Raw genomic sequence first — 25,036 nt, forward strand, 5'->3', positions numbered from 1 at the left:
GGAGCGCTGCGGCGCCTCAAGGGCCGCAGAACACGTCGGGAGGTGCAGTTATTAACGCAAAAGGCAGGGGTTGTGCTGCGCTAGGTGGCAGGCGTGGGCCTGACGGGCTGCGACAGAGCAGGGATGCGGTGGGAAAGGGGCGCGGGTGGGCCGCCGGGCAGCGGTGGTCGGGTCAGGTCAGACGGCGACTGGCGCCTTGATGGCCGGATGGTGCTGGTAGTCCAGCACCTCGAAGTCCTCGAACTGGTAGTCGAAGATCGACGCCGGCCGCCGTTTGATGTGCAGCACCGGGTAGGGCAGGGGCGAGCGGGCCAGCTGGGTCTGCACCTGCTCGAAATGGTTGGTGTAGAGGTGGCAGTCGCCGCCGGTCCAGATGAAGTCGCCCACCTCCAGATCACACTGCTGCGCCAGCATGTGGGTCAGCAGGGCGTAGCTGGCGATGTTGAACGGCACTCCCAGGAAGATGTCGGCGCTGCGCTGGTACAGCTGGCAGCTCAGGGTGCCGCGGCCGCCCGGTGTGGTGGCCGGTGCCACGTAGAACTGGAAGAAGGCGTGGCAGGGCATCAGGGCCATCTGGCCCAGGTCGGCGACGTTCCAGGCGCTGACGATGATGCGGCGGCTGTCCGGGTTGGTGGTGAGCTGCTGCACCACCTCGCTGATCTGGTCGATGTGGCCGCCATCGGGTTTGGGCCAGTTGCGCCACTGCACGCCGTAGACGGGGCCGAGTTCGCCATCGTCGCGCGCCCACTCGTCCCAGATGGTGCAGCCGCGCTCCTGCAGCCACTTCACGTTGCTGTCACCGCGCAGGAACCACAGCAGTTCCAGGATGATGCTTTTCAGGTGCACCTTCTTGGTGGTCACCAGCGGAAAGCCTTCCTGCAGGTTGAAGCGCATCTGGTGGCCGAACACGCTGCGGGTGCCGGTGCCGGTCCGGTCCCCCTTGGCCACGCCGTGTTCCCACACATGGCGCATGAAGTCTTCGTACTGCGAGCGGATGGGGCGGTCGGTCACGGCGGTGCGGGGGCGAGAAGGTCGGGGCGCGGATTATCGCGGGCGGCGGGTGGCCCTGATCGAGGCGTGTCGAACTGCATGGCCGCCAGCCGGGCATACAGGCCGCCCCGGGTCACCAGCTCGGCATGGGAGCCGGTTTCCACGATGCGGCCGTGGTCCAGCACGATGATGCGGTCGGCGCGCTGCACCGTCGCCAGGCGGTGGGCGATGACCAGGGTGGTGCGGTCTTTCATGGCCGCCTCCAGGGCGGCCTGCACCATGCGCTCGCTCTCGGTGTCGAGCGCGCTGGTGGCCTCGTCCAGCAGCAGCAGGGGCGGGTTCTTGAGGATGGCGCGGGCGATGCTGATGCGCTGGCGCTGTCCCCCGGACAGGCGCACGCCGCGCTCGCCCAGGAAGCTCTGGTAGCCCTCGGGCAGGGCGCGGATGAACTCGTCGGCGAAGGCGGCGCGGGCGGCGGCGATGACCTCCTCGTCGCTGGCCTCGGGCCGGCCGTAGCGGATGTTCTCCATCGCACTGGTGGAGAAGATGACGCTGTCTTGCGGCACGATGCCGATGCGCGCGCGCAGCGCTTCCAGACCGGCCTGGCGCACGTCCACACCGTCCACCTGCACCTGGCCGGCGGCCACGTCGTAGTAGCGCAGCAGCAGCTGGAAGACGGTGCTCTTGCCCGCGCCGCTGGGCCCCACCAGGGCCACGGTCTCGCCGGGACGAACCTCCAGATCCAGGGCGTCCAGCGCCGCCTGGGCGGGCCGCGAGGGATAGTGGAAGCGCACGCCGGCCAGACGCACCGCGGAGCCGCCCCGCGTGGCGGGCAAGGGGACTGGCTGGGCCGGGGCCTGGACGGGTGAGCAGGCGGCCAGCAGCTCCATCAGGCGCTCGGTGGCACCGGCCGCGCGCAGCAGGTCGCCATAGACCTCGGAGAGCACCGCCACCGAACCCACGAAGACGATGACGTAGAGCACCGTCTGCCCCAGGTGGCCTGCGCTGATGTCGCCGTGCAGCACCGCCTGCGTGCCCAGGTACAGGCCCCAGAGCAGCGCGCCGAAGGTGGCGGTGATGATGAAGCCCACCAGCAGGGCGCGGATGCGCGAGCGGCGCCGGGCGGTGTCAAAGGCCGCTTCGCTGGCGGCGGCAAAGCGCTGGGCCTCGCGGCTTTCCTGGGTGTAGCTCTGCACCACCGGCACGGCGTTGAGCACCTCGGCGGCCACGGCGCTGGCGTCGGCCACCCGGTCCTGGCTGGCGCGGGACAGACGGCGCACCCGGCGACCGAACACCACCGCCGGCAACACCACCACGACCAGGATCCCCAGCACCTGGGCCATGACCGCCGGGTTGGTCACCACCAGCATGAGCAGCGCTCCCAGACCCATCACCAGGTTGCGCAAGCCCAGGCTGAGCGAGGAGCCCACCACAGCCTGCACCAGCGTGGTGTCGGTGGTCAGGCGCGAGAGCACCTCGCCGGTGGCCGTGGTCTCGAAGAACTCCGGGCTCTGGCGCACCACATGGGCATACACCGCGCTGCGCAGGTCGGCGGTGACGCGCTCGCCCAGCCAGGTGACGGTGTAGAAGCGCAGCGCCGAGAACAGGCCCAGCGCCGCCCCCACCGCAAACAGCAGGCCGAAGTGGCCGCGCAGCGCCATCACCCGGGTGCCGGGGTCGGCCGCCGCCAGGTCCGGATGCACCAGGCCCTGGTCCACCAGGGTGCGCAGGGCCACCGGCAGCGCCAGGGTGGCGGCTGCGGCCAGCACCAGGAAGAGGACCGCCAGGCCGATCTGCAGGCGGTAGGGGCGCAGGAAGGGCAGCAGGCCTGAGAGGGATCGGGGCGACTGGCCGCGCGGGCGCTCGCCGGAGGCGGGGGGTTTGGACATGGGCGGGCAGTGTAGGCAAGGCCACAGGTCCTGCGGGGGGCGCCGCAAAGGCCCGCCTAAATAGTGGCCTATTCAATCATTGCCTTATCAATCATTGACTAGGCAAATAAAATCTCGAAATGGCTCCCGATACCCCTCCCACCACGGGCTTCTACCGCCCGGGCCAGTACCAGCCCGACCAGAGCGTGGGCTACCTCATGCGCCGGGTGCTCAGCTCCATGCTGGCCCAGATCGATGCCGACATGGCCTCCGAGGACATGACCTACGTGCAGTGGCTGCCGCTCTACAAGCTGGCGCGTGGCGAAGGGGCCTCGATGGCGGCCCTGGCGCGCGACCTGGGCATTGACCCGGCTGCGCTCACCCGTTCCATCGACCGCCTGGAGACCAAGGGACTGCTGCGCCGCGAGCGCTCCGCCACCGACCGGCGGGTGGTGCAGCTGGTCCTGACCCCCGCGGGCGAGCAGGCGGCCGAGCGCATGGCGCCAGTGATGGCCAATGTGCTCAACCGCCACCTGCAGGGCTTCTCCGAGGCCGAATGGCAGACCCTGCTGGGCCTGCTGCGTCGCATGCTGGCCAATGGTCAGGCGGCACCGGGTGTCCCGGTTGCCGTCCTGGGGCCCCGCACGGGCGACGCACCTTCCACCCCTTCAGATACCGATCCGCGATGAACTTGCCCAGACCCGCGATGCCACCTGCGTGGCTGCTGCCGGGGGCGGTGCTGGCGCTGCTGGCCGGCTGCGCCCAGCCCGGACCGTCCCATACCCCCTTGGCCCTGACCACGCCGGCCCAGGTGGGCTTGGCGCCCGAGGACGCTGGGCAGGCCGCCCCCGCCCCGCTGGCGGCCACCCTGCTGCCGCCCACACCCGAGGCCGCCGGCTTGGGTGATGCCGCCTTGACGGCGCTGATGCGCGAGGCCCTGGCCGGCCAACCCAGTCTGGCGGCCGCGCGGGCCCGCCTGGCCCGCGCCCAGGCCGCTGCCGGTCTGAGCCAGGCCAGCCATGGCCCGCAGGTCCAGCTCTCGGTGGACGCCACGCGGCAGCACTACACCGCCAACGGCATGATTCCGCCACCGGTGGCCGGCAACACCTACAACAGCGGCACGGTGCAGGTCGGCGCCAGCTGGGCGCCCGACTTCTTTGGTCAGCATGCCGCCGAGCTGGCCGCCGCCGTGGGCCAGGCCCGCGCCGCCGAGGCTGAGCAGGTGGCCGCTGCGCAGCTGCTGCTGGCCCAGATGGCCCGGGCTGAGGTGAACCTGGCCCGCTTGCTCGCCCAGCAGGACCTGCTGGCGCGCAGTGCCACGCTGCGCCAGCAGGCGCTGGCCCTGGTGCGGCAGCGGCACAACGCTGGCCTGGACACCCAGGCCGATGTGGCACAGGCCGAGGTGGCGCTGAAGGACCTGGCCACCCAGCAGGCCGCGCTGGCCGAGCAGGTGGCCGCCGTACGCCTGCAGTTGGCCTCCTTGGCGGGCCAGCCCGCCCGCGTCATGGACGACCATGCGCCGCGCCTGTCGGCGCTGCGCCTGGCACCGCTGCCTGCGCAGCTGCCGGCTGACCTGCTGGGCCGCCGCCCCGACCTGGTGGCTGCGCGCTGGCGGGTGGAGGCCGCCACCCAAGACGTCAAAGGGGCCCGTGCCCAGTTCTATCCCAACCTCAACCTCACCGCCTTCATCGGCCTGAACGCCCTGGGCCTGGACCAGGTGCTGCAGGGCGACAGCCGCCAGTGGGGGGTGAGCCCGGCACTGCGCCTGCCCTTGTTTGACGGCGGGCGCCTGCGTGCCCAACTGGGCGGCCGTCAAGCCGAGGCCGATGCCGCCATCGCCCAGTACAACGGCCAGGTGTTGGAGGCGGTGCGCGAGGCGCGAGACGCCCTGGTCAGCCTGCTGGCGCTGGAGCAGCAACAGGTACAGGCGCAGGGTGTGGCCGAGTCGCTGGGTCGGGCGCAGGACTTGGCCGGGCAGCGGCAGGCCGCCGGCCTGGGGGGGCGACTGCCGGTGCTGCAGGCTGAACTGCAGGCCCTGGCCCAGCAGCGGCTGCTGCTGGACCTGCAGGCCCGGAAGCTGGATGCCGGCGTGCTCCTGCACCGCGCCCTGGGCGGTGGCTGGTCCTGAGGGATCGCCCTGCGGCATTGGTTGCGGTCCCTTCCGGGGCCTTTTCATGACGACCCGCGTGGTGCCGGTCAGAGGCGGACTCCACGCCCCCAAGACGGGATGAGAACTTTCATGGCTGAGACACTTCCTGAACAAGAGGCGGGCCAGGCCCGCCGCCGTGGCCTGACCGCCATTGGGTTGGCCGTGTTGCTGGCAGGTGCCGGCTACGGCATGTGGCACTGGCTGGCCGGGCGCCACCTGGAGCACACCGACAACGCCTATGTGGCCGGCAACGTGGTGCAGATCACCGCCCAGCAGCCCGGCACCGTGGTGGCCATCCAGGCCGATGACACCGATTACGTGCGTACCGGCCACCTGCTGCTGCGCCTGGACGACGTGGACGCCCGCCTGGCCCTGGAGCAGGCCGAGGCCCAACTGGCGCGCAGCGTGCGGGAGGTGCGCCATGTGTTCGCCAACAACAGCACCTTGCAGGCCCAGCTCCGCAGCCGTGAGGCGGAGGTGGCCCGCGCCCAGGCGGACCTGATCCGCGCCCAGGAGGACACCGCCCGCCGCAGCGGCTTGGTGGCCAGTGGTGCCATCGGCCGCGAGGAGCTGGAGCATGCCCAGGCGCAGGTCAAGGTGGCGCAGGCCAGCGTGGCGGCCGCGCAGGCTGCCCTGCTGACGGGGCGCGAGCAGCTCTCGGCCGGCCGCACCCAGACCGAGGGCCTGAGCGTGGCCGACCACCCGGCGGTGCAGGCGGCCGCCACCAAGGTGCGCGAGGCCCACCTGGCGCTGCAGCGCACCCAGCTGCTGGCGCCGCTGGATGGCCATGTGGCCAAGCGCGGCGTGCAGATCGGCCAGCGGGTGCAGGCGGGTGCCCCCTTGATGACCGTGGTGGCGCTGGACAAGGTCTGGGTGGACGCCAACTTCAAGGAGAGCCAGCTGCAGACCCTGCACATCGGCCAGCCGGCCACGCTCACGGCGGATGTGTACGGCAAGGAAGTGGTCTTCCACGGCACGGTGGCCGGCCTGGGCGCCGGCACCGGCGCGGCCTTTGCCCTGCTGCCGGCGCAAAACGCCACCGGCAACTGGATCAAGGTGGTGCAGCGCGTGCCGGTGCGCATCGCATTGGATCCGGCCGAGCTGGCAGCGCACCCGCTGCGGGTCGGGCTGTCGATGACGGTGGTGGTGGACACCGCCGACCAGCGCGGCAAGACCCTGGCGGACGCCCCGCGCAGCACACCGGTGGTGGCCACCGAGGTGTTTGCCGCGCAGCAGAAGGCGGCCGATGAGGATGTGCGCCGGGTCATCGCCCGCGCGCTGGCGGGGCGGGCGTCGTGAGCGCGCCGGCGCCGCCGGCCGGCCCGAGGCCCCTGCAGGGCACTGCACTGCTGCTGGGCACGGTGTCGCTGTCGCTGGCCACCTTCATGAACGTGCTGGACTCGTCCATTGCCAATGTGTCCATACCGGCCATTGCCGGGGACCTGGGGGTCAGCCCGGCGCAGGGCACCTGGGTCATCACCAGCTTCGGCGTGGCCAATGCGATCTCGGTGCCGCTGACGGGCTGGCTGGTGCAGCGCCTGGGCGCTGTGCGGCTGTTCGTCTGGTGCGTGCTGCTGTTTGTGCTCACCAGCTGGCTGTGCGGCTTTGCGCCCTCTCTGGAGTGGCTGGTGGCCTTTCGCGTGGCCCAGGGGCTGGTGGCCGGACCGATGATCCCGCTGTCGCAGACCCTGCTGATGGCCAGCTACCCGCGTGCCAAGGTGGGCACCGCGCTGGCCCTTTGGGGCATGACCACCCTGGTGGCGCCGGTGGTGGGGCCGCTGCTGGGCGGCTGGATCACCGACAACATCAGCTGGCCCTGGATCTTCTACATCAATGTGCCCGTGGGCCTGCTGGCCGCCGGCCTGACCTGGGGCATTTACCGCCACCGCGACACGCCGGTGCGCCGCATCCCCATCGACGCGGTGGGCCTGGGGCTGCTGGTGGTCTGGGTAGGCGCCTTGCAGCTGATGCTGGACAAGGGCAAGGAGCTGGACTGGTTTGCCTCCACCGAGATCGTGGTGCTGGGCCTGGTGGCGCTGGTGGGCTTTGCCGTGTTCCTGGTGTGGGAGCTGACCGACCGCCATCCGGTGGTGGACCTGCGCCTGTTCGCCCGGCGCAACTTCGCCTTCGGCACGCTGGCGCTGTCGGTGGCTTACGGGCTGTTCTTTGGCAATGTGGTGCTGATGCCGCTGTGGCTGCAGCAATGGATGGGCTACACCGCCACCTCGGCCGGCATGGCGCTGGCGCCGGTAGGGGTGTTTGCCATCCTGCTCACGCCGTTGGTGGGTCGGCAGGTCGGCCGCTGGGACCCACGGCGCATGGCCACCTTCGCCTTCCTGGTGTTTGCGCTGGTGCTGTGGATGCGCTCGCAGTTCACCGTGCAAACCGACTTGGCGCATGTCCTGGTGCCCACCTTCATCCAGGGTGTGGCCATGGCCTTCTTCTTCATCCCGTTGACCACGTTGCTGATGTCGGGGATCCCGCCCGAGCGGGTGCCCTCGGCGGCAGGACTGTCGAGCTTCGTGCGCATCACCGCGGGCGCCATGGGCACCTCCATCGCCACCACACTGTGGGATGACCGGGCGGCGCTGCACCATGCGCACCTGACCGAGCCCCTGGTGCAGGGGCAAGGCGTGTTTGCCCAGACGCTGGAGAGCCTGCAAGCCGCAGGCCTGAGTCCGGAGCAGGCGCTGGCCCAGGTCAACCGGCTGATCGACCAGCAGGCCTACACCCGCGCCGCAGACGACATCTTTTCGGTGTCCGCGTGGATCTTCCTGTCGCTCATTGCGCTGGCCTGGATGACCCACCGCCCGGCGCCGGCCGGCGGCGGTGCGGCGGTGGATGCCGGCGGGGCGCACTGAGCGCTTGGCACCACTTCAGTGACCGTCCGTCCGACCGATAAGACCGGAGTCCGTGCCTTCTGGCCCATCTGGCGGTGGCGGCATGCCTTGGCAACCGGCTGTTTCAATTTATGCTGGCGGCTGAATGTGTCCGACGTCCGGGTTGAGGTGGGTGGGCGTACGGCATCCCTGAAGGTGACAAGCAATGCAAGACAGCATGAGCAGCGGCGTGGCGGTCCATGGACACTGGGGCATGGCCCTGGCACGGCTGCTGGCGCGGTGGGGCTGGCGCTCCGCATGGTTCTTCAACGCCATGGTGGCGGTGGGGGTGGGCCTGCTGGTGGCCGTGGTGGTGCGGCTGCTGGACGGTGCCACCTGGGCCGGTGCGGCCCTGGCCGGCGCGCTGGCCATGGTGCCGGCGGCCGTGGCCGGCGGAGTCACCCTGCATCTGGCACGCCTGCTGGCCCAGACCTCCCGGGCGCCCGACGTCATGGGCGTGGAGGAGGAGCAGGAGAACGTGCACTCCCGGCGCCAGTTCATGCGGCTGGCCGACCGCGAATGGTCCCGCTGCCGGCGCTACGGTGACGACGGCGCCCTGCTGCTGATCGACGCCGACCACATGCGCCGGCTCAACGACACCATGGGCCAGCGCTGCGGCGATGCGGTGCTGCAGGAGATCGTGCGGCGAGTGGGGGCCACCATGCGGCAGTCGGACATCCTGGCCAAGTTCAGTGGCGCCGAGGCCGCGGTCTTCCTGCCGCACACCGATCCGCTGGGCGCGCTGGACGCCGCCGAACGCATCCGCCAGCAGGTGGCCAGCCAGCCTTTCCGGTGGGACGATGCCCACATCGTGGCCACCGTCAGCGTGGGCGTGGCCCATGTGCACGCCGGGCAGCTCTCCCTGGATGGGCTCATCCATGATGCCGAGGCTGCCCTGACCATGGCCAAGGAGGCCGGGCGCAACTGCGTGCGCGCCGCGCCGATCCAGCCGCGGCACAACGACGCCTCCTCGCACCCGATGTCCCCTCCGGTCAAGTGAGGGCGCGGCCTGTGGGGCCGTCATGCAAAAGGCGCCGTAAAGGCGCCTTTTGTTCTTGGCGGTTGCCACAAGGGGCAGCCCGCGGGGGCCACCGGCTTCAGGCCGGCACGCGGTAGCTCTGGCTGGTCATCAGGTCCACGCCGCACTGCAGTTCGCGGATCCACTGGATGAACTCCTTGACCGCCGGGCCGTAGAGCGGCGCACCGTGCTGAGGCACCATCAGGTCGATCTGCAGCGTGCTGACCATGTCGGCCCACATGCGCAAGATCTTGTTGGACACCATGTAGCGGCGGTGGAAGCCTTCCATGGTGGGCAGCACCTGGGCCAGGGACGTCACCGGGCTCTTGGCCGCCTCGCCGCTGAGCATGGATACGCCCAGATCGCCCGAGAACAGGATCTTGCTGACCGGGTCGTAGAACTGGAAGTTGCCTTCGGCGTGCATGAAGTGCGCCGGCAGGGCGATCAGGTCATTGCGGCCGATGCGGATGCGCATACCCGGATCCGGGATGCCCACCACACGGCCGGCGGTCTTGCCCGGCTTGCAGAAGTGGGGCACGAAGCGCTCCCACAGCTTGGAGACGTAGATCTTGGCCGTGGGGGTGGCCGTGGTCCACCGGTCCAGCGCGGCAATGATGTCCGGGTCGGCGTGGGAGGCGATCAGGGCCGACAGGCGCTGCGGCGGGAAGTGCTTGGTCATCTCCAGGTACAGCTCGCTGTAGGCCAGGTTGCCGCCCGGGTCGATGATGGCGCCGGTGTTGTCGTCGGTGATGAGGAACTGGTTGGACTGGACCGCCTCGCCGAAATGGTCGTCGGCGAGGTCGGTGAACATCAGGCACTCGTGCCCATCGCGGTTGTACAGGGTGACTGGCATGACTTCATTCTAGGGAGGCGGTGCCGCCCCTGGGCAGAAAATTAGCAGGGATCAAGCTTAACCGGTCAGGCGCGTCAAGAGGCCGTCCAGTGCCTGCTGCGGCGCGAGCCGATCCGGGGCCAGTGCCACGCGTTCCATGCCACGCAGCCAGGTCAACTGCCGCTTGGCCAGTTGCCGGGTGGCGGCGCTGCCGCGGGTCTGCACCGCCTCCACCAGTGCAGGTCCTTCCAGTCCGGCTTCCAGGGCTTCCCAGCTCTGGCGGTAGCCCACGCAGCGCATGGATGGCAGGTCGGCGTGCAGATCCGGCCGTTGCCGCAGGGCGCGCACTTCCTCCAGCAGGCCCTCGGCCAACATCTGCGCAAAGCGCTGGTCGATGCGCCGATGCAGCCAGGCGCGATCCTGCGGCTCCAGTGAAAAAAGGAGATGTTCCTGCGCCGGCTGGGAGGTGGCGCCCGGGTTTGACCGGGTGTGGAAGCTCGAGAGCGGTCGCCCCGTCTGTCGCCAGACCTCCAGTGCGCGCTGCAGGCGCTGGGTGTCGCCCACAGGCAGCCGGGCGGCGGTGACGGGATCCACCTGGCTGAGCCAGGCATGCAGACCGGCGTTGCCATGCGCGACGGCGTATGCCTCGATCTCGGTGCGCACCGCCGGCTCAGTTGCCGGCATGGCATCCAGGCCGTCGATCAAGGCCTTGAAATAGAGCATGGTGCCGCCCACCAGCAGCGGCAGCCGGCCCCTTGCGCGGATCTCGTCCATGAGACGTCCGGCGTCGGTGACGAACTGTGCGGCCGAGTAGGCTTGCGAGGGCTCCAGCAGGTCGATCAGGTGGTGTGGCACCGCCGCGCGTTCTGCGGCGGTCGGCTTGGCTGTGCCAATGTCCATGCCCCGGTACACCAGGGCTGAGTCCACGCTGATCACTTCGAGTGGCAGGTGCTGGGCCAGGGCCAGGGCCAGGGCGGTCTTGCCGCTGGCGGTGGGGCCAGCCAGACCCACCCAGCGCAGCGGGGGCTGCAGGGGGGCGGCGGGGGGCATCATGAGGTCATCCATGGCAGGGCAGACGGGACGGGGCCGTGGCCCGCGCACTCAACGGGGCGGCACCGGCAGGGCCGCGGCGGCGCCGAAGCGTTCACCGTGGCGTTGCACCAGGGTCCAGCCAATGGTGCTGGTGAACACCGCGCACACCGCCACGCCCTGGGCCAGGGTCAGCAGCCGCCCATCCAGCATCTGCCCCAGCCACAGGCCGGCCAAGGCCGCACCACCGGCCAGCAAGGCGCCCGAGAGGGCCGAGGCGGTGCCGGCGGCCTGCGGGAAGGGGCCGACGGCGCCGGCCTGCCCGCAGGGCTGGTGGATGCCATGGCCGAAGCAGTAAAGCCAGTGCGCAGCCAGGATCAGGGGCAGCTGTTCCACGCCGGACATCGCCAGTCCCAGCAGGCTCAGGCCTCCGGCCAGTGTGAAGCCGCTGCCGCGGCGCACCGCACCGGCCAGGCCCACCGTGCGCAGCCAGCGGCGGCAGCAGTAGGTGCCCAGCAGGTAGACGCCGGAGGCGCCGGCCATGACCAGGCCGTAGCCACCGGGCTGCAGGCCCAGCGCGCCCAGATAGACAAAGGAGCCACCGGCCAGCAGCAGCACCAGGCCGGCATAAGTGCCGGTGATGAGCAGCGACCAGGCCTGCCAGCCAGGGTGGGCGACGATGGTCGCCATCTGCCGGCGCAGGGGAGGGCGGAGCTGACCCAGCACCGGCGCGGGCCGGGTCTCGGGCACACGCCGCGCCACGAACACCAGCACGGCCAACCCAGCGCAGCCCAGGGCGGCCATGGCTGCCCGCCAGCCACCATGGACGGTGAGCAGCCCCCCCAGCGGCGGACAGATCAGCGCGATCACGCCCAGGCCGGACAAACCGCGGGCCATGACCTGGGCGCCCTCATGCGGCGCGTAGAGGTCGCGGACCATGGCCCGTGCGCAGACCACAGCCGCGGCCAGCCCCACGCCCTGCAGCATGCGCGCCGCCACCAAGCCGGCCATGCCCGGCGCCAGGGCGGCCGCAGCGCCGCTGAGCGCATACAGGGCCAGACCGCACAGCAGCACGGGCCGGCGGCCCAGGCGGTCGGACAGCGGCCCCATGACCAGTTGGGCCACGCCGAAGGCCAACAGCGCCATCGACATGGTCAGCTGCACCGCGGCCATGCTGGCCTGCAGGTCCTGGCGCAACAGCGGCAGGGCAGGCAGGTACAGGTCGGTGGTCACCGGCTGCAGGCCCAGCAGCAGGGCCAGCGCCAGGGCGGCCACCCCCGTCCCCAGGGTCGTCGGACCGGAGGATGGCTTTGCGCCCGCCGCCTCCGGGGCGTGGTCCGGGTCAGAAGCGCTCATGCTCGCCCAGGTAGCGCCACTGGCCAGGCGGCAGCTTGCCCAGCACCACGCTGCCGATGCGCACCCGCTTGAGGCCGGTGACCTTCAGGCCCACCAGTTCACACATGCGGCGGATCTGGCGCTTGCGGCCCTCGCGCAGCACAAAGCGCAGTTGGTCCTCATTGGCCCAGCTGACCTTGGCCGGTCGCAGCTGCACGCCGTCCAGGCTCAGACCGTGGTTGAGCAGGCCCAGGGCCTCCTCTGACAGTGCCTGACCGTCCAGCGGCTCCACCCGCACCAGGTATTCCTTCTCGACGGTGGAGTCCTCGCCGATCAGGGTCTTGGCCACGCGGCCGTCCTGGGTGAGCACCAGCAGGCCGTTGGAGTCGATGTCCAGGCGGCCGGCCGGGGCCAGTCCACGCGCATGCCCGGGGTGCCATTCACGGTTGTAGGGGTCCTCGGCCCAATGGTTCTCCGGGGTGATCAGCACGCTGGCGGGCTCGTAGCCATCTTCGGCCTGGCCGCTGACGTAGCCGATGGGCTTGTGCAGCAGCACGGTCACCCGGCGGGCCTGCTCTTGGCGGGCGCGGGCGTCCACCTCAATGACCACGTCGCCTTCAACGCGCTGGCCCAGGTGGGCCATGCGGCCGTTCACCCGCACCCATCCCGCCTCAATCCATTCGTCGGCTTCCCGGCGCGAGGCCATGCCCCGCTCGGTCATCACCTTGGACAGACGCACGCCCGTCGGCTCGTCGTCCTCGTCATGGCCGGGCCGCTGGCGCTGCGGCGCCATGGCGCCACCGCCGGCACGGCGGTGGTCGTCGCGCGGCGCGGGTCGGGGCCCACGGTCCGGGCGCGGTGCCTGACCCCGTTCGCCGCCCTGCGGGCGGTCACCGTAGGGCCGGTCACCCCGTGGGCGGTCGCCGTAGGGGCGGTCACCCCGTGGGCGGTCGCCGTAGGGGCGGTCGCTGTACGGACGGTCGCCATACGGGCGGTCGCCATACGGGCGATCCGCCGGTGCCCGGTCGTGACGTGGCCGGTCGCCGTGGCTGCGGTCGCCATAGGCCCTGTCGCCCTGCGGACGGTCACCCTGGGGCCGGTTGCCAAAGGATCGCTCGCCGTACGGGCGGTCCTGTCGGGGTCGATCCCCTTGTGGCCGATCTCCACGCGGACGGTCACCCCATCCCCGGTCTGCGGCCTGGAAGCCCGGATTGGGGCGGCCAGGGCCGCGGTCTGCGCCCGGGCGTCCGGCGGCACGCTCGCCGCCCCGGTCAAGGCGGCGGTCATCGGGGCGTGGCGGGCGGCGCTCATCCCTCGGGAAGGCGGGACGGCCTTCCCGGCGATCGTCATGCCGATCATCCCGGCGCTCTGGCCGCGGGCCCATGCGGCGGTCGTCCGGGCGGCCTGTTCCCTGGCCGTCACGGCGCGGCTCGCCGCGATCCGGGCCGCGGAAGGGGCCCCGGTCGTCGCGGGGCGGGCGGTCGCCGCCGCGCGGGCCGCCACGGTGGGCAAAACGGTCGCCGCCTCGGTCTTGGTAGCGATCCTGCGGGCGGTCACCGCCACGGAAGTCGCCGCGGGGGCCGCCGCGCGCATCCCCACGGAAATCACTGCGGAAATCTCCTCGGGGCGAGGCCCCGTCGCCCTCGGGCGGCTTTACGCTGACCTTGACTGCGGGGTGGCTGGCGCCCTGGGACGCCGGCGCGTCGGGGCGGAGGGGGGTGCCGGTGTCCTCGCGGTCACGTTGGACGGGGCGGCGAGGGGCACGCTGAATGTTGCGGTCGGAGCGCATGGGCTGCTTTCAGGGTCGAAAAGAATGGCGGGCCCACCTCGGGCGACGCCGGAGGCCGCAAGGGTCAGCGGCCGCGAAGGAACAGGTTGTCCAGGTCCTTCATGCTCATTTGCCGCCAGGTAGGGCGGCCGTGGTTGCATTGGTCGGCGCGCGCTGTGGCTTCCATCTGCCGCAGCAGCGCGTTCATCTCTTCCAGGGTCAGCCGGCGGTGGGCCCGCACGGCGCCGTGGCAGGCCATGGTGGCCAGCACTTCGTCACGGGCGCGCGCCACCACGCGGCCGGGGCCGGCGTCGCCGTGCTCACCCAGCTCCTTCAGGACGGAGCGGGCCAGCTCCACCGGATCGGCCTGGGGCAGGGCCGCCGGGCGTGAGCGCACTGCCAGCCGGCCTGGGCCCAGCGGGGCCACGTCCAGGCCCACGTCCAGCAGGTCCTGGGCGTGGGTCTCGGCGCAGGCCATCTCCAGCGGCGTGGCGGCAAAGGCCACGGGCAGCAACAGGGGCTGGCTGGGCAGGCGGTCCTGCTGCAGGTCGCGTTTGAGTTGTTCGTAGACGATGCGCTCGTGGGCGGCGTGCATGTCCACCACCACCAGGCCCTGGTGGTTCTCCGCCAGGATGTACACGCCGGCCAGCTGGGCCAGGGCCCGCCCCAGGGGCCAGACAGGCGTCGGCTCCGCGGCCTCGGCACCGGATGCGCCGGGCGCCGCCGCCGGCAGGGCGGGGGCGACGACCGAGGCGATGGTGGCGCCCTTGGCGGTTGGGTCGTCCGGTGCGATAGGGGTTCCCGCGTCCCGCACTGCCGCAGCGGGGGGGGGCGCGCTTGGCGGCGTCGGCAGCGGCGCGACCGCCGCGGCGTTCCAGGCGCCACGGGGTTCCTGCGCCCACAGGGTGCCCAGCTCCTGCAGGCTCAGGCGCTGCTGGTGAGGCACCGTGGCCGCGGGTACGCCGGCCACCGGCGGCAGGGCAGAGGTCCGCGGCGGCGGCGCGGCTGGGTAGGCAGGCGCCTGCCCGTCGGCTGGGCGTGGCGTGGCGACTGGGGGCGCCATGGCGGGGGCCGCCTCCGGGGACCCCGCCGATCCTGCCGCGCCCAAAGCAATGGCCGAAGCCGACGGGGCGGCGCTTGGAGCGCCAGTCCATCGCGTATCGGCCTGCGCGCCCGGGGTGGCCAGGGTGTGCTCCACCGCGCGCCGCACGGCCTGATACACCTCGCCGGAATCACGAAAGCGCACCTCCACCTTGGCCGGGTGCACATTCACGTCCACGCGCGTGGGGTCGATATCCAAGAACAGCACGAACGCCGGCTGCTTGTGGCCATGCAGCACGTCTTCGTAGGCGCTGCGCAGCGCGTGGGCAATGAGCTTGTCCTTGACGAAGCGGCCGTTGACATAGACGTACTGGTGATCGGTCCGCGCCCGGGCGGCCTCAGGCAGGCCCACACGGCCCAGCACCCGCAGTGGGCCCACCTGCCGGTCCAGCGGGCGGCTGGCGGTGACGAAGTCGGGGCCCAGCACGTCGGCCAAGCGCTGCTCATGGTCGCCGCGGCGCCACTGCTCCACCAACTTGCCGTCGTGCCAGACGGCAAAACCCACGTCCGGGCGCGCCAGGGCATGCCGGCGCACGGCGTCCATGGCATGGGCCAGCTCGGTGGCCGGGGCCTTGAGGAACTTGCGCCGGGCGGGCGTGCTGAAGAACAGCTCGCGCACCTCCACGCTGGTGCCCACGGCCCGCGCGCCTGGGGCCAGCTCGCCGGTGCGCGCGTCCAGCCGGTGGGCGTGGGTGGCGTCGGCCGTGCGGCTGAGCACGCTCATCTCTGACACCGAGGCAATGGCCGCCAGCGCCTCGCCGCGAAAGCCCATGGTGGACACGCCTTCCAGCTCCTCCAGGCTGCGGATCTTGCTGGTGGCGTGGCGGCGCAGCGCCAGGGGCAGTTCCTGCGGCGGAATGCCACCGCCGTCGTCTTCCACCAGGATGTTGCGGATGCCGCCGGCCGTCAGCCGGACCGTCACCTGGCGCGCGCCGGCGTCCAGCGCGTTGTCCACCAATTCCCGCACCACCGAGGCGGGCCGCTCCACCACTTCACCGGCCGCGATCTGGCTCACCAGCTCGTCAGGCAGCTCCTGGATGGGGCGGCGCAGCGCCGCGGCAACGATGTCGTTCATCCCCGTATTGTAGAAAGGGGGCGTTGCGGGCGTGGCGCCGCACCGGCCATGGCCCTGCGCCGTGCGCTCAGCGCACGAATTTGCCGTTGGGTCTGACCTGCACCATCTCCACGAAGCGCGAGCCGGTGTGGCTGTCGGTGAAGTCGATGTCCACCCCCGCCAAACGCATGCGCAGGCTCTGCATCACCTTCTGCAGGCCTGCGCGCGTGGGCTCCTTGCCGCAGCGCCGCAGCGCCTCGAGCATCACCATCGCGTTGAGATAGCCCTCGAAGCTGTAGTAGCTCACGGGCACCTGCGCCGTCTCGGCCAATTGCTGGTAAGCGCGGGTGGTGGGCTCCACCGCCGCCCAAGGCAGGGGCACCACCTGGCAGATGGCCAGGCCGCGCAGCTTGTCGCCCAGGTCGGCGGCCACCCGCTCGCCCGCCACGGTGGACATGCCGTAGTAGCTCGGGGCCAGCCCTCGGGCGGCCATGCCGCTCATCAGCCGGGAGACCGGCGGACCGCTGAGGAACATCACCACCGCCTGCGGGCTGGCCTTGGCCAGAGCGTCGATGGCCTCGTCGATGTTGGAGCCGTCGTTCTTCACGGGCGCCGCCGCGGCCAGGGGCTTGCCCTTGGCAAAGGTGGCCATCGCCTCGTTGAGCATGCTCACCACCTCCACCCCGCCCGGGTTGTCCAGGTGGGCCACCGCAATGCGGTGGATGCCCAGGGTCGTCAGGTGCTGGACGATCTTCTGGGCTTCGCGGCCATAGGGCGCGCGCAGGAAAAAGGCATGGCCCTGGGCCTGACGCCGCGCGGCGTCAGACACCGCATAGTTGCCCACCAGCACCGCGCCCGATGCCTTGAGCAGCGGCGCCACCGCCGCGGTGGTGCCCGAACCCACGCCGCCAAAAAAGGCGAAGACCTTCTTCTCCTCCAGCAGCAGGCGGTAGTTGGCCACGGCCCTGTCGGGCTTGAGCTCGTCATCCAGGGTCTCCACCCGGATGCGCCGGCCTGCCACGCCGCCCTTGGCGTTGGCATCGTCAAAAGCCAGCTTGGCTCCGGCGTTGAAACCCTGCAGCGAGACGCCCAGCGGGCCGCTGAGCACGCAGCTCTGTCCCAGCAGGATCTCGTCCGTCGACACGCCGGGCTCCGCTGCATGGCTGAGCTTCATCCAAGGGCCGGCCAGGCCCAGGCCGGCGCCTTGGGCCAGCAACTGACGACGGTGCATGAAAAGTCTCCGAGTTGAAGCTTTCCCCGGTCGGAACATCATGTTTTTCCGGGGAATATGCAATTTATTAATTCAAAGTGTGAATCATTTGGCGGGCGAACGCATTGGGGTTTCAGCCGGTTGCACGTCCCCGCGGCGCCGGGGGACTCTGGGGGCCTGCCGATAATGCCGCCATGGACCTGATCGCCCAGCTGTTTGACTTCATCCTCCACGTGGACCAGTACCTGGCCCAGTTCGTGGCCGCCTACGGACCTTGGGTCTACGCCCTGCTGTTCCTCATCATCTTTGTCGAGACCGGGCTGGTGGTCATGCCCTTTCTGCCGGGTGACTCGCTGCTCTTCATCGTGGGGGCCATGTGTGGCACCGGCCTGATGCAGCTGGAGATCGCCATGCCGCTGCTCATGCTGGCAGCCACCGCCGGCAACCAGACCAACTACAGCATCGGCCACTACTTCGGCCCCAAGGTGTTCCAGTGGGAGGAGTCACGCTTCTTCAACCGTCGGGCCTTCCTGCAGGCCCATGCCTTTTACGAGCGCTACGGTGGCATCACCATCGTCGTGGCCCGTTTCATGCCCTTCGTGCGCACCTTCGCTCCCTTTGTGGCCGGGGTGGCGCAGATGACCCGCCGCACCTTCACCTTGTATGACGTGGGCGGCGGTGTGCTGTGGGTGGGCAGCCTGACCACGGCCGGCTACCTGTTTGGCAACGTGCCCTGGGTGCAGCAGCACCTGGACAAGATCATCTGGGCCCTGATCCTGGTGCCGGGCTGTCTGGCCCTGCTGGGTGCCTGGCGCGCCCGCCGCCGCAGCGCCGCGGCATGAGCGCCCCCGCCGCTGAGGCCTGGGCACTGCTGGACGGACTGCCCGGCGAACCCGCACGCCTGTATCAAACCCTCTTGGCCGTGGTGGAGAGTCGCGACGACCACGACCTGCAAGCCTGTTGGGACGCGGTGCAGGCCCGCCAGCGTGCCGGTGCCCACGCCCTGCTGCTGGCCGACTACGAATGGGGCGCGCGCCTGCAGGGCGTGGCCGATTGGCCCGCAGACGACGCCCCCGGCCGGCTGCAGGTGCTGCTTTTCGCACAGCAGGTTGTGCTGTCGCCAGCACAGGCTCAAGCCTGGCTGACCACGCAGGACCCGACTGGCGAGACCACCCTCACCGAAGACCCGGACCAGCCTGGCCAAGACCTGCCCGGCCCCGCCGCTGTGCTCGACGCCCGGCCCAGCATCGACGCCGAACGCTTCACCGCCGACATTGCCGCCATCCAGGCGGCCATCCGCGCCGGCGAAACCTACCAAGTCAACCACACCTACCGTTGGCAGGGCCAACTGGCCGGTCATCCGGTGGCCCTGTACCGGCGGCTGCGCGCCCTGCAGCCCGTGGCCTACGGCGCCTGCATCTGCTGGCCCCAGCCCGATGGCACGCCGCGCTGGGTGCTCTCGCGCTCGCCCGAGTTGTTTCTGCGGCATGACGCGGCCACCGGATGCCTGCAGGCTGAGCCCATGAAGGGCACCGCCCCGCGCCAGCAGGACCCCGCGTACGACGCCCAGGCCGCCCAGAGCCTGGCCGCTGACGTGAAGAACCGGGCCGAGAACCTGATGATCGTGGACCTGCTGCGCAACGACCTGGGCCGGCTGGCCCAGGTGGGCAGTGTGCAGGTGCCCCAGCTTTTCCAGGTGCAGGCCCTGGCCACCGTCTTCCAGATGACCTCCACCGTGCAGGCCCGCCCACGGCCTGACGTGGACGTGCCCGCCCTGCTGCGGGCCACCTTTCCCTGCGGCAGCATCACCGGCGCGCCCAAGCGCCACACCATGGGCCTCATCCGTCAGCAAGAGACCTCGCCCCGCGGGCTGTACTGCGGTGCCATTGGTTGGGTGGATGCGCCGCCGGCGCAGGGCGGGCTGCCCTCACTGGCCTGGTCTGTGGCCATCCGCACCCTGGAGGTGACGCAGGACCAGGTGCGCTGGGGCGTGGGCGGCGGCATCGTGCAGGACAGCGTGGCCGACAACGAACACGCCGAAACCCTCTGGAAGAGCCGTTTCGTCTTTGCCACCGATCCTGGCTTTGCCCTGATTGAAACCCTGCGCATGACCGCAGGCGGTGAGCTGCCCTGGCTGGACACCCACCTGGCCCGCCTGCGCCACAGTGCGGCCCGGCTGCGCTGGCCGCTGGACGAGGCCGCCTTGCACCAGCGCCTGCAGGCCCTGGCCGCCCAACACGCCAACCCGGCCGCCGCCCACCCTCAAGCCCCAGCCTGGCGGGTGCGCCTGACCCTGGCCCACGACGGCCAGCTGGGGCTGACTTGCGCCCCCTTGCCCCCGCTGCCGGGCCTGCAGCCGGACCCCCTGACCGGCCTGCCCGGCACCGTGGACCTGTGCTGGGCCGCCCAGCCCCTGGCCCAACCCGGGCCACTGGCCACACTCAAAACCACCCGGCGCGCGGTGTACGACCAGGCCGTGCGCGAGGCCGAAGCGCAGGGCTGCTTTGACAGCCTGTTGGTGGATGCCCAGGGCCAGGTGCTGGAGGGCGGGCGCAGCAACCTGCTGGTGCGCCTTGGCGGGCGCTGGTTCACCCCACCCGTGGCCGCGGGCGTGCTGCCCGGCGTGGCCCGTGCCCGCCTGCTGGCCGACCCCGCCTGGGGCGTGACCGAGGCCACGCTGCACGCCGCTGACGTGCACGGCGCCGAGGCCCTGGTGGTCTGCAACGCCCTGCGTGGACCATTGCGCGCCCGCCTGCGCGAGGCGAGGTGAGCCGCGCAGACGCTCATGCCCTGATCCCCTGAACTGCTGGGTGAACCCCCCTGTTTGCCGTCTTACGGCTGTCACACAGGGCGCCCACAATGCAAAGCACTGCGATACACCAATCGGCCGCAACAGTGGGCGGAACGCCGGAACCCGTCACCGGTGTCGCAGGACCCCATCCTCCTCACGGAACAAGCCGTGCCGGGGCGATGGTCGAGAAGGGCCACCCTGCAGCGCAGCCGGTGGCCCTTGTCCTTTGGGGCCTGCCGATTGCCCTTTGCCGGCCAGCGCGCAGTCGGCGCGGGTGGCGGTGCTGTGACCACCGCTGACCCTTCAGGCCAAGCCCTCAGGCCTGCCCCGTTCCCGCCGGCCCTGGCACCTGCCCCATCAGCAAGCGTGCCGCCTGCGCCAGCGCCGGTGCGTCCAGCCGCTCCAGCGCCACCGTCCGGCCCTGATCCCATTGCAGGTAGTCACTGCGCTGCGAGCGCTGGTAGGCCGGGTCGTAGTGGTGTTCGATCAGCTCCGCAAACAGCGGCGGCAGGTCTGCCGCCTGGGTCCAGGCGCGCCAGCGGTCCAGGCGTTCATTGGGCTGCTGGCCCTGCAGGCTCTGCAACAGCGCCAGCAGTGGGCGGGTGTCCCGGCCCAGGTGGGCATAGTCCTCCAGCAGCAGGGGCAGGCGGGCCTGCGCCGGCGCCTGCACCACCCAGCAGGGGCTGGCCCGCAGCCGGTCCAGCACCGTGGTGGGCAGCGCCACCCGGCCAATCTTGCGGCTCTCGGCCTCCACCCACACCGGCTGGCTCAGGTCCAGCGCCCGCAGCCGCTGAAACAGCGCAGACTCAAACGCCTTCTGGCTGGGCTGCGGCTGACCCGGCCAAGCCCCCAGCAGTGAACCTCGATGGCGCGCCAGCGCCTCCAGGTCCAGCACCTGCGCCCCCGCCTGCGCCAAGGCCGCCAACAGGCGCGTCTTGCCGCTGCCCGTGGCGCCGGCCACCACCTGCAGCCGCAGCTGCGGCGCCAGGTGGTCAATCTGCTCGATCACATGCCCGCGCCAGCGCTTGTAGCCCCCTTGCAGGATCTGCGCGTCCCAGCCCACCAGCCGCAGCCAGGCCACCATGGAGCCGCTGCGCAGGCCGCCGCGCCAGCAATACACCAGCGGGCGCCACTCGGGCGGCTGGTGGCTGAAACGCTCGCGCAGGTGGCGCGACAGGTTGGCCGCCACCATGGCACCACCAATGCGCCGCGCCTCAAACGCCCCGGTGGTCTTGTAGATGGTGCCCACGATGCGGCGCTCCTCATCGTCCAGCACGGGGCAGTTGACCGCCCCGGGCAGGTGGTCCTCGGCAAACTCCGAGGGCGAACGGGCGTCAATGACCGTGGAGAACTCCCCCACGCGCTCGGGGGTGACAGGACGGGGAGGGCTCATGGCGCAAAGGGAAGGAGAGGCGAAGGGCTGGATTGTCCCCGACCCCCCGCACGACGAAGGGCAGTGAAGTCGCCACCAGCGGCCCGGACTTTGCTACGCTGCGCCTCGGCAGGGCCGTGGCCTCCACAGAAGTGGGGAGACCGAACGGCCCGGCCGGACCGCCCTGCGCCACACCGCCCACAGAGCGGGGCTTCAGGGCCCTCAGCAGTGCATCAGGGGGGATTCCACATGAACGCGCAGCAATTCGACGCCATCGTGTCGGGTTTTTATAGGGCGGCCACGGGGGCCTGTGAGTGGGAGGCGGCGTTGGAGCCGGTACGGGCTGCCTTTGACGCGAGGGCCGCCATCCTGCACATGGCAGACGTTCAGACGGGGCGCTTGCTGGGCCTCGACTGTGGTGGGCCAGACATGCAGGAAGGCCTGCTTGCTTACCTGAGGGAGTATCACCAGATCGACCCTCGCCGTGAGGCTGTGCTTCGTGACCCCGCTGCTGTGATCGGCCGATGGTGGCATTGCAACGAGCATCTAGACGACAGTTTCGTTGCCAGCAATGCGTTTTATCAGCACTTTTTGCCGGGATATCAGACTCGCTATCTCGCGACCACGATGCTTCCGGTCTCAGAGCGCATCGGAACGATCTTTGCGTTTGAGATCCCTGCCCACCGAGGCCCTCTGAACCCTGACGAGCGCGAATTCGCCCGCCGCCTCGGCACCCATCTGCACGACGCCCTGCTGGCCTACGAGCGCGTGCGCCAGCTCATGCAGCAAGCGCTGGCCGGGCATCAGCTGCTCGCCAGCTACCCATACCCGATGTGGCTGTTGGATGCCCAACGTGGCATCACCTTCGAAAACCCCGCCGCCGTGGCCGAGCGTGAACGCGGTGACCGCGTGGCCGAGGTGGGCCAGCGCCTGGTGCTGGTGCGCTCCGCCGCCGACCGCCAGCTGGGCGAATGCCTGCTGCGCCTGCACCAAGCCGGCCACGGCGCCCAAGCCACCGTGGACCTGCGCCCCACCGAGGCCGACCCACCCCTGTGGCTGCACCTCTCCCTGCTGGTGCCCGGCGCCACCCTGGGCGCCTTTGGCGAGCGCCCCATGGTGCTGGCCACCCTGTTCGACCCCCAGCACGTCAGCGCCCTGGACCCTTTCGCGCTGGCGCAAATGTTCCGCCTCACCCCCACCGAAGCCAAAGTGGCCGTGCGCGTGGCCGAAGGCCTCACCGCCGAACAAATCGGCCTGCAGCTGCACACCGCCCAAAGCACCGTGCGCACCCACATCCGCGAAGTGCTGGCCAAACTCGGCGCCAGCCGCACCGCCGACGTGGTGCGCCTGCTGCGCCAGGGTGAGGCGTTGTGGGCGGCGAAGCGCAGGGCGGATGACCTGGCTGATCACCAACCCAGGCCCCGCAGCGGCGACCGCTGAGCAAGCGCCTCGAAATCGGTCATGGGCAGTTGGCCCTCTCGCGAATACCTGAAATTTCGGTTTCCGGACGCACGCACCATTTTCCGTTTGATCCCGACCATGACGCCACCTGTAATTAAAAGGAGATAGGGGGTCGGCTCAGGAATAGCCTGCGCAGAGATTACGTCGCCATTTCGAACCGCTATCGCGTAAAGTTCTGAAGTTACCGGCGCGTGCCCTTGTGTTCCATCGTTGGTACCGAATGTCCAAGCGTATTGGGAGGATGGCGCATACGATGTACTAGACCAATACTAAAACGCTTGAATATTACTACATAGTGCTGCGTTTGATATTTGGGTGAGACTATCGCCAGTTTGGTTTAACACGCTCTGTGCCGCGGAATTTCCGAGGTCAAGAACAAAGAAGTGACCTAATTCACTGTTGGTGCAACCATATCCAAAGTAGTAGGTTCCGTATGCGCCGCCGGGAGAGAAACTGTGACTGCAACTGCTGTCGGTGGCGTTCAATGTGGGAAGTCGCCAGTCGTCATATCCGCCGTAACTTAGATTGGCAGCCCATTGATTCGCATTGTTTCATGACATAAGTCCATCAGAATCGTAGTCGCTCGTTTTGGCTAGATTCATGTCCGCAATCCATGTTATATTCAGTGCGCTGTCGTAAACCATTCCTCCACTGCGCTGGTATAAGGCTGCATTCGAAACCCCGAGTGCGCCCATCAAGGCTATTGCAACGAGTGCTTTCATTTGGTTCCTCTTTCTGAATTGATAAGGGGCAGTCCCAATCAGATTTGGGTGTCAGCGATTTGGGGATGCAAAGGTAAATTGGGTGGCGTAGTTATCCGCCTTCAAAGTTCTGTTGAGTCTGATGCAGGTGGCTGATACAAGCCCTTTCGAGCACAGTACGTCTTAGGTCCTTCGGTTTAAGGCAAGGTGCTGAGTTGTTGCAGCCACCCGGACATGACCTCCGGGAAGCGATTGGGCGGCAGGCTGTTGCCGCCCTGGTCTTGCAGGGCTTGAGACATGTTTGTTTTCTCCCTCCGGAGGACACCGCTCTCGCAGCAGCGCGGTAGCGGGTTCCTGCCAACGTCGATGACAGCTGCGACGGGAAGACCTCGTCGCTGAGATGAAAGTGATCGCGGTCAGGCCCTTGTTCGCCTCCTCAAAACTGTGGAGCTGCGCCTGCGGTGTGGTGCCAGCGGCACGCCAGATCAAGCCTTGCGGCGGCTGCTCCGCGGCTTGTGTCGCCGTCCCAGCGCAGCCAGGCCCATCAGGGCCAAGCTCCAAGTGGCGGGTTCTGGCACGGCGCTGGCGCTGGCCAGACCCACGGTGATCTCACTTCCGCTGTCCTCATAGGCCCAGCGGAGCAAGGTGACGCCATAGAGGTCTGTCGGTTCTGGCCCACGTGCGGCTACCGTGAATTCAACCCATCCATAAACCTCATGGAACGTGTTGGGTGCGTCGTAGAGGTCAAAGGCGAACGCTGAGAACTGATGGGTCTGTCCGTCGAGCACCAGGTTGGTGGTCTCCACCCCTTGCCCATTCACATAGTCGAACTTGGCGTAGGGCGTCTCAGCCAGAGGTGTTGTGGCTCCCACGGTTTGTCCGGCGAACGCCAAGCCACGGCCAAGCACATTGCCACTCCAGCCCAACACACCGCGACTCCCATATCCTAGGCCGCCATCGGCATTGGCAAACCCCAAAATGATGGCTGGCGGGTTTTCCCCGGCGGGCGGGTCGGTTGCTGGAATGAAGTCCTGAGAGTAGACCGGCACGTCCCAACCACTGTTGCCACCTGGCGGTACAAAGGCCGTGCCATAAAACATGCTGCCAGCGGAGAAGTTGGTGCCGGTCACCACCGTGGCGCTGGCGGGCACTGCCGCCTGGCCGGCCAGAATGCCGATGCCAACAAAAGACCAGAGTGTCTTGGCCATGTTCAAGCTCCTGAAGTCGATCAGGCGCGTCCAAGCGCCCTAGGCAGGTGGATCCCGTCAGCCGCGCGGGATGGCGGATTTCCGGCTGCGGCGCCAAACAGGCACGGCTGCCAAACCGAGCAAGGCCAGGGTGGCGGGTTCAGGGTGGTGTCAACCCTGAAGTGCAACACCGAGCCCCGACCCATGCAGGCGCTTGAATCGCTCGGCCTCGACGATTTCCATGAACACCTCGCGGGGCGTTCGGAAGTCGAGGATCTTGCGGGGGCGGTC

At 69.6% G+C, this 25,036-nt stretch carries 20 protein-coding genes; 8 read left to right on the forward strand and 12 right to left on the reverse strand.

Going from position 1 to position 25,036, the window contains the following annotated elements; genetic code table 11:
- Positions 1–177 precede the first annotated feature (177 nt).
- Positions 178–1,011, reverse strand: a complete 834-nt coding sequence (locus tag G3A44_RS19280; protein ID WP_163459386.1) for a thymidylate synthase — start codon at positions 1,009–1,011, stop codon at positions 178–180.
- Positions 1,008–2,879, reverse strand: coding sequence for an ABC transporter transmembrane domain-containing protein (locus G3A44_RS19285; RefSeq protein ID WP_163459387.1), 1,872 nt, complete (start codon positions 2,877–2,879; stop codon positions 1,008–1,010). The genes G3A44_RS19280 and G3A44_RS19285 overlap by 4 nt, the downstream gene beginning before the upstream one ends.
- A 119-nt stretch (positions 2,880–2,998) precedes the next feature.
- On the opposite strand from G3A44_RS19285, the gene G3A44_RS19290 reads away from it, so the two are divergent.
- The 5 genes from G3A44_RS19290 to G3A44_RS19310 all read left to right on the forward strand — a co-directional run bounded on the left by G3A44_RS19290 (position 2,999) and on the right by G3A44_RS19310 (position 8,886).
- A complete protein-coding gene (locus G3A44_RS19290) occupies positions 2,999–3,547 on the forward strand; it encodes a MarR family winged helix-turn-helix transcriptional regulator (RefSeq protein WP_163459388.1) in 549 nt (182 codons plus the stop codon).
- Positions 3,548–3,564: 17 nt separating this feature from the next.
- Entirely contained in the window at positions 3,565–4,986 is a 1,422-nt protein-coding gene (locus G3A44_RS19295; protein ID WP_163459389.1) for an efflux transporter outer membrane subunit, read from the forward strand.
- Between the two features lie 111 nt (positions 4,987–5,097).
- Positions 5,098–6,306 carry an HlyD family secretion protein gene (locus G3A44_RS19300; RefSeq protein WP_163459390.1) on the forward strand — a complete coding sequence of 403 codons (1,209 nt, stop codon included), beginning with the start codon at positions 5,098–5,100 and terminating at the stop codon, positions 6,304–6,306.
- 86 nt (positions 6,307–6,392) lie between these two features.
- Positions 6,393–7,868 carry a DHA2 family efflux MFS transporter permease subunit gene (locus tag G3A44_RS19305; RefSeq protein WP_239061978.1) on the forward strand — a complete coding sequence of 492 codons (1,476 nt, stop codon included), beginning with the start codon at positions 6,393–6,395 and terminating at the stop codon, positions 7,866–7,868.
- A 184-nt stretch (positions 7,869–8,052) separates the two neighbouring features.
- A complete protein-coding gene (locus G3A44_RS19310; protein WP_163459392.1) occupies positions 8,053–8,886 on the forward strand; it encodes a GGDEF domain-containing protein in 834 nt (277 codons plus the stop codon).
- A gap of 97 nt (positions 8,887–8,983) precedes the next feature.
- Here the strand turns inward: G3A44_RS19310 and G3A44_RS19315 are convergent, their stop codons facing one another.
- From G3A44_RS19315 to G3A44_RS19340, 6 genes are all read right to left on the reverse strand, one after another.
- Entirely contained in the window at positions 8,984–9,757 is a 774-nt protein-coding gene (locus G3A44_RS19315; protein WP_163459393.1) for an oxygen-binding di-iron domain-containing protein, read from the reverse strand.
- Between the two features lie 57 nt (positions 9,758–9,814).
- Complete coding sequence (gene miaA / locus G3A44_RS19320; protein WP_163459404.1) at positions 9,815–10,786, reverse strand: tRNA (adenosine(37)-N6)-dimethylallyltransferase MiaA; 972 nt, start codon at positions 10,784–10,786, stop codon at positions 9,815–9,817.
- A 51-nt stretch (positions 10,787–10,837) separates the two neighbouring features.
- On the reverse strand, positions 10,838–12,121 hold the full coding sequence (locus G3A44_RS19325; protein WP_163459394.1) for a Bcr/CflA family efflux MFS transporter: 1,284 nt from the start codon (positions 12,119–12,121) through the stop codon (positions 10,838–10,840).
- The gene (locus tag G3A44_RS23760; RefSeq protein WP_239061977.1) at positions 12,108–12,893 is read right to left on the reverse strand and encodes a pseudouridine synthase; all 786 of its coding nucleotides are present in this window, start codon (positions 12,891–12,893) and stop codon (positions 12,108–12,110) included. The genes G3A44_RS19325 and G3A44_RS23760 overlap by 14 nt, the downstream gene beginning before the upstream one ends.
- Before the next feature lie 1,060 nt (positions 12,894–13,953).
- Positions 13,954–16,044 carry a DNA mismatch repair endonuclease MutL gene (mutL, locus tag G3A44_RS19335; protein ID WP_163459395.1) on the reverse strand — a complete coding sequence of 697 codons (2,091 nt, stop codon included), beginning with the start codon at positions 16,042–16,044 and terminating at the stop codon, positions 13,954–13,956.
- A 67-nt stretch (positions 16,045–16,111) separates the two neighbouring features.
- Positions 16,112–17,254, reverse strand: coding sequence for an ABC transporter substrate-binding protein (locus tag G3A44_RS19340; RefSeq protein WP_163459396.1), 1,143 nt, complete (start codon positions 17,252–17,254; stop codon positions 16,112–16,114).
- 173 nt (positions 17,255–17,427) lie between these two features.
- On the opposite strand from G3A44_RS19340, the gene G3A44_RS19345 reads away from it, so the two are divergent.
- The gene (locus G3A44_RS19345; RefSeq protein WP_163459397.1) at positions 17,428–18,075 is read left to right on the forward strand and encodes a DedA family protein; all 648 of its coding nucleotides are present in this window, start codon (positions 17,428–17,430) and stop codon (positions 18,073–18,075) included.
- Complete coding sequence (locus G3A44_RS19350; protein ID WP_163459398.1) at positions 18,072–20,003, forward strand: chorismate-binding protein; 1,932 nt, start codon at positions 18,072–18,074, stop codon at positions 20,001–20,003. Before G3A44_RS19345 ends, G3A44_RS19350 begins: the two co-directional genes overlap by 4 nt.
- 337 nt (positions 20,004–20,340) lie before the next feature.
- Here G3A44_RS19350 and mnmH read toward each other — a convergent pair whose 3' ends face one another.
- Positions 20,341–21,417 carry a tRNA 2-selenouridine(34) synthase MnmH gene (gene mnmH, locus G3A44_RS19355; protein ID WP_163459399.1) on the reverse strand — a complete coding sequence of 359 codons (1,077 nt, stop codon included), beginning with the start codon at positions 21,415–21,417 and terminating at the stop codon, positions 20,341–20,343.
- Between the two features lie 606 nt (positions 21,418–22,023).
- Between mnmH and G3A44_RS19360 the strand changes: the two genes are divergently transcribed.
- Positions 22,024–22,836 carry a helix-turn-helix transcriptional regulator gene (locus tag G3A44_RS19360; RefSeq protein ID WP_163459400.1) on the forward strand — a complete coding sequence of 271 codons (813 nt, stop codon included), beginning with the start codon at positions 22,024–22,026 and terminating at the stop codon, positions 22,834–22,836.
- Here the strand turns inward: G3A44_RS19360 and G3A44_RS24265 are convergent.
- The 3 genes from G3A44_RS24265 to G3A44_RS19375 form a co-directional block, all read right to left on the reverse strand.
- Positions 22,803–23,021 (reverse strand): PEP-CTERM sorting domain-containing protein, encoded by a 219-nt coding sequence (locus G3A44_RS24265; protein WP_163459405.1) that lies wholly within the window; start codon positions 23,019–23,021, stop codon positions 22,803–22,805. The two genes, G3A44_RS19360 and G3A44_RS24265, sit on opposite strands and share 34 nt — an antisense overlap.
- A gap of 387 nt (positions 23,022–23,408) precedes the next feature.
- The gene (locus G3A44_RS19370) at positions 23,409–23,579 is read right to left on the reverse strand and encodes a hypothetical protein (protein WP_163459401.1); all 171 of its coding nucleotides are present in this window, start codon (positions 23,577–23,579) and stop codon (positions 23,409–23,411) included.
- 464 nt (positions 23,580–24,043) lie between these two features.
- The gene (locus tag G3A44_RS19375) at positions 24,044–24,766 is read right to left on the reverse strand and encodes a PEP-CTERM sorting domain-containing protein (RefSeq protein WP_163459402.1); all 723 of its coding nucleotides are present in this window, start codon (positions 24,764–24,766) and stop codon (positions 24,044–24,046) included.
- Positions 24,767–25,036 lie beyond the last annotated feature (270 nt).

The sequence above is a fragment of the Ideonella livida genome (assembly GCF_010499455.1).
Lineage (GTDB): Bacteria > Pseudomonadota > Gammaproteobacteria > Burkholderiales > Burkholderiaceae_C > Ideonella > Ideonella livida.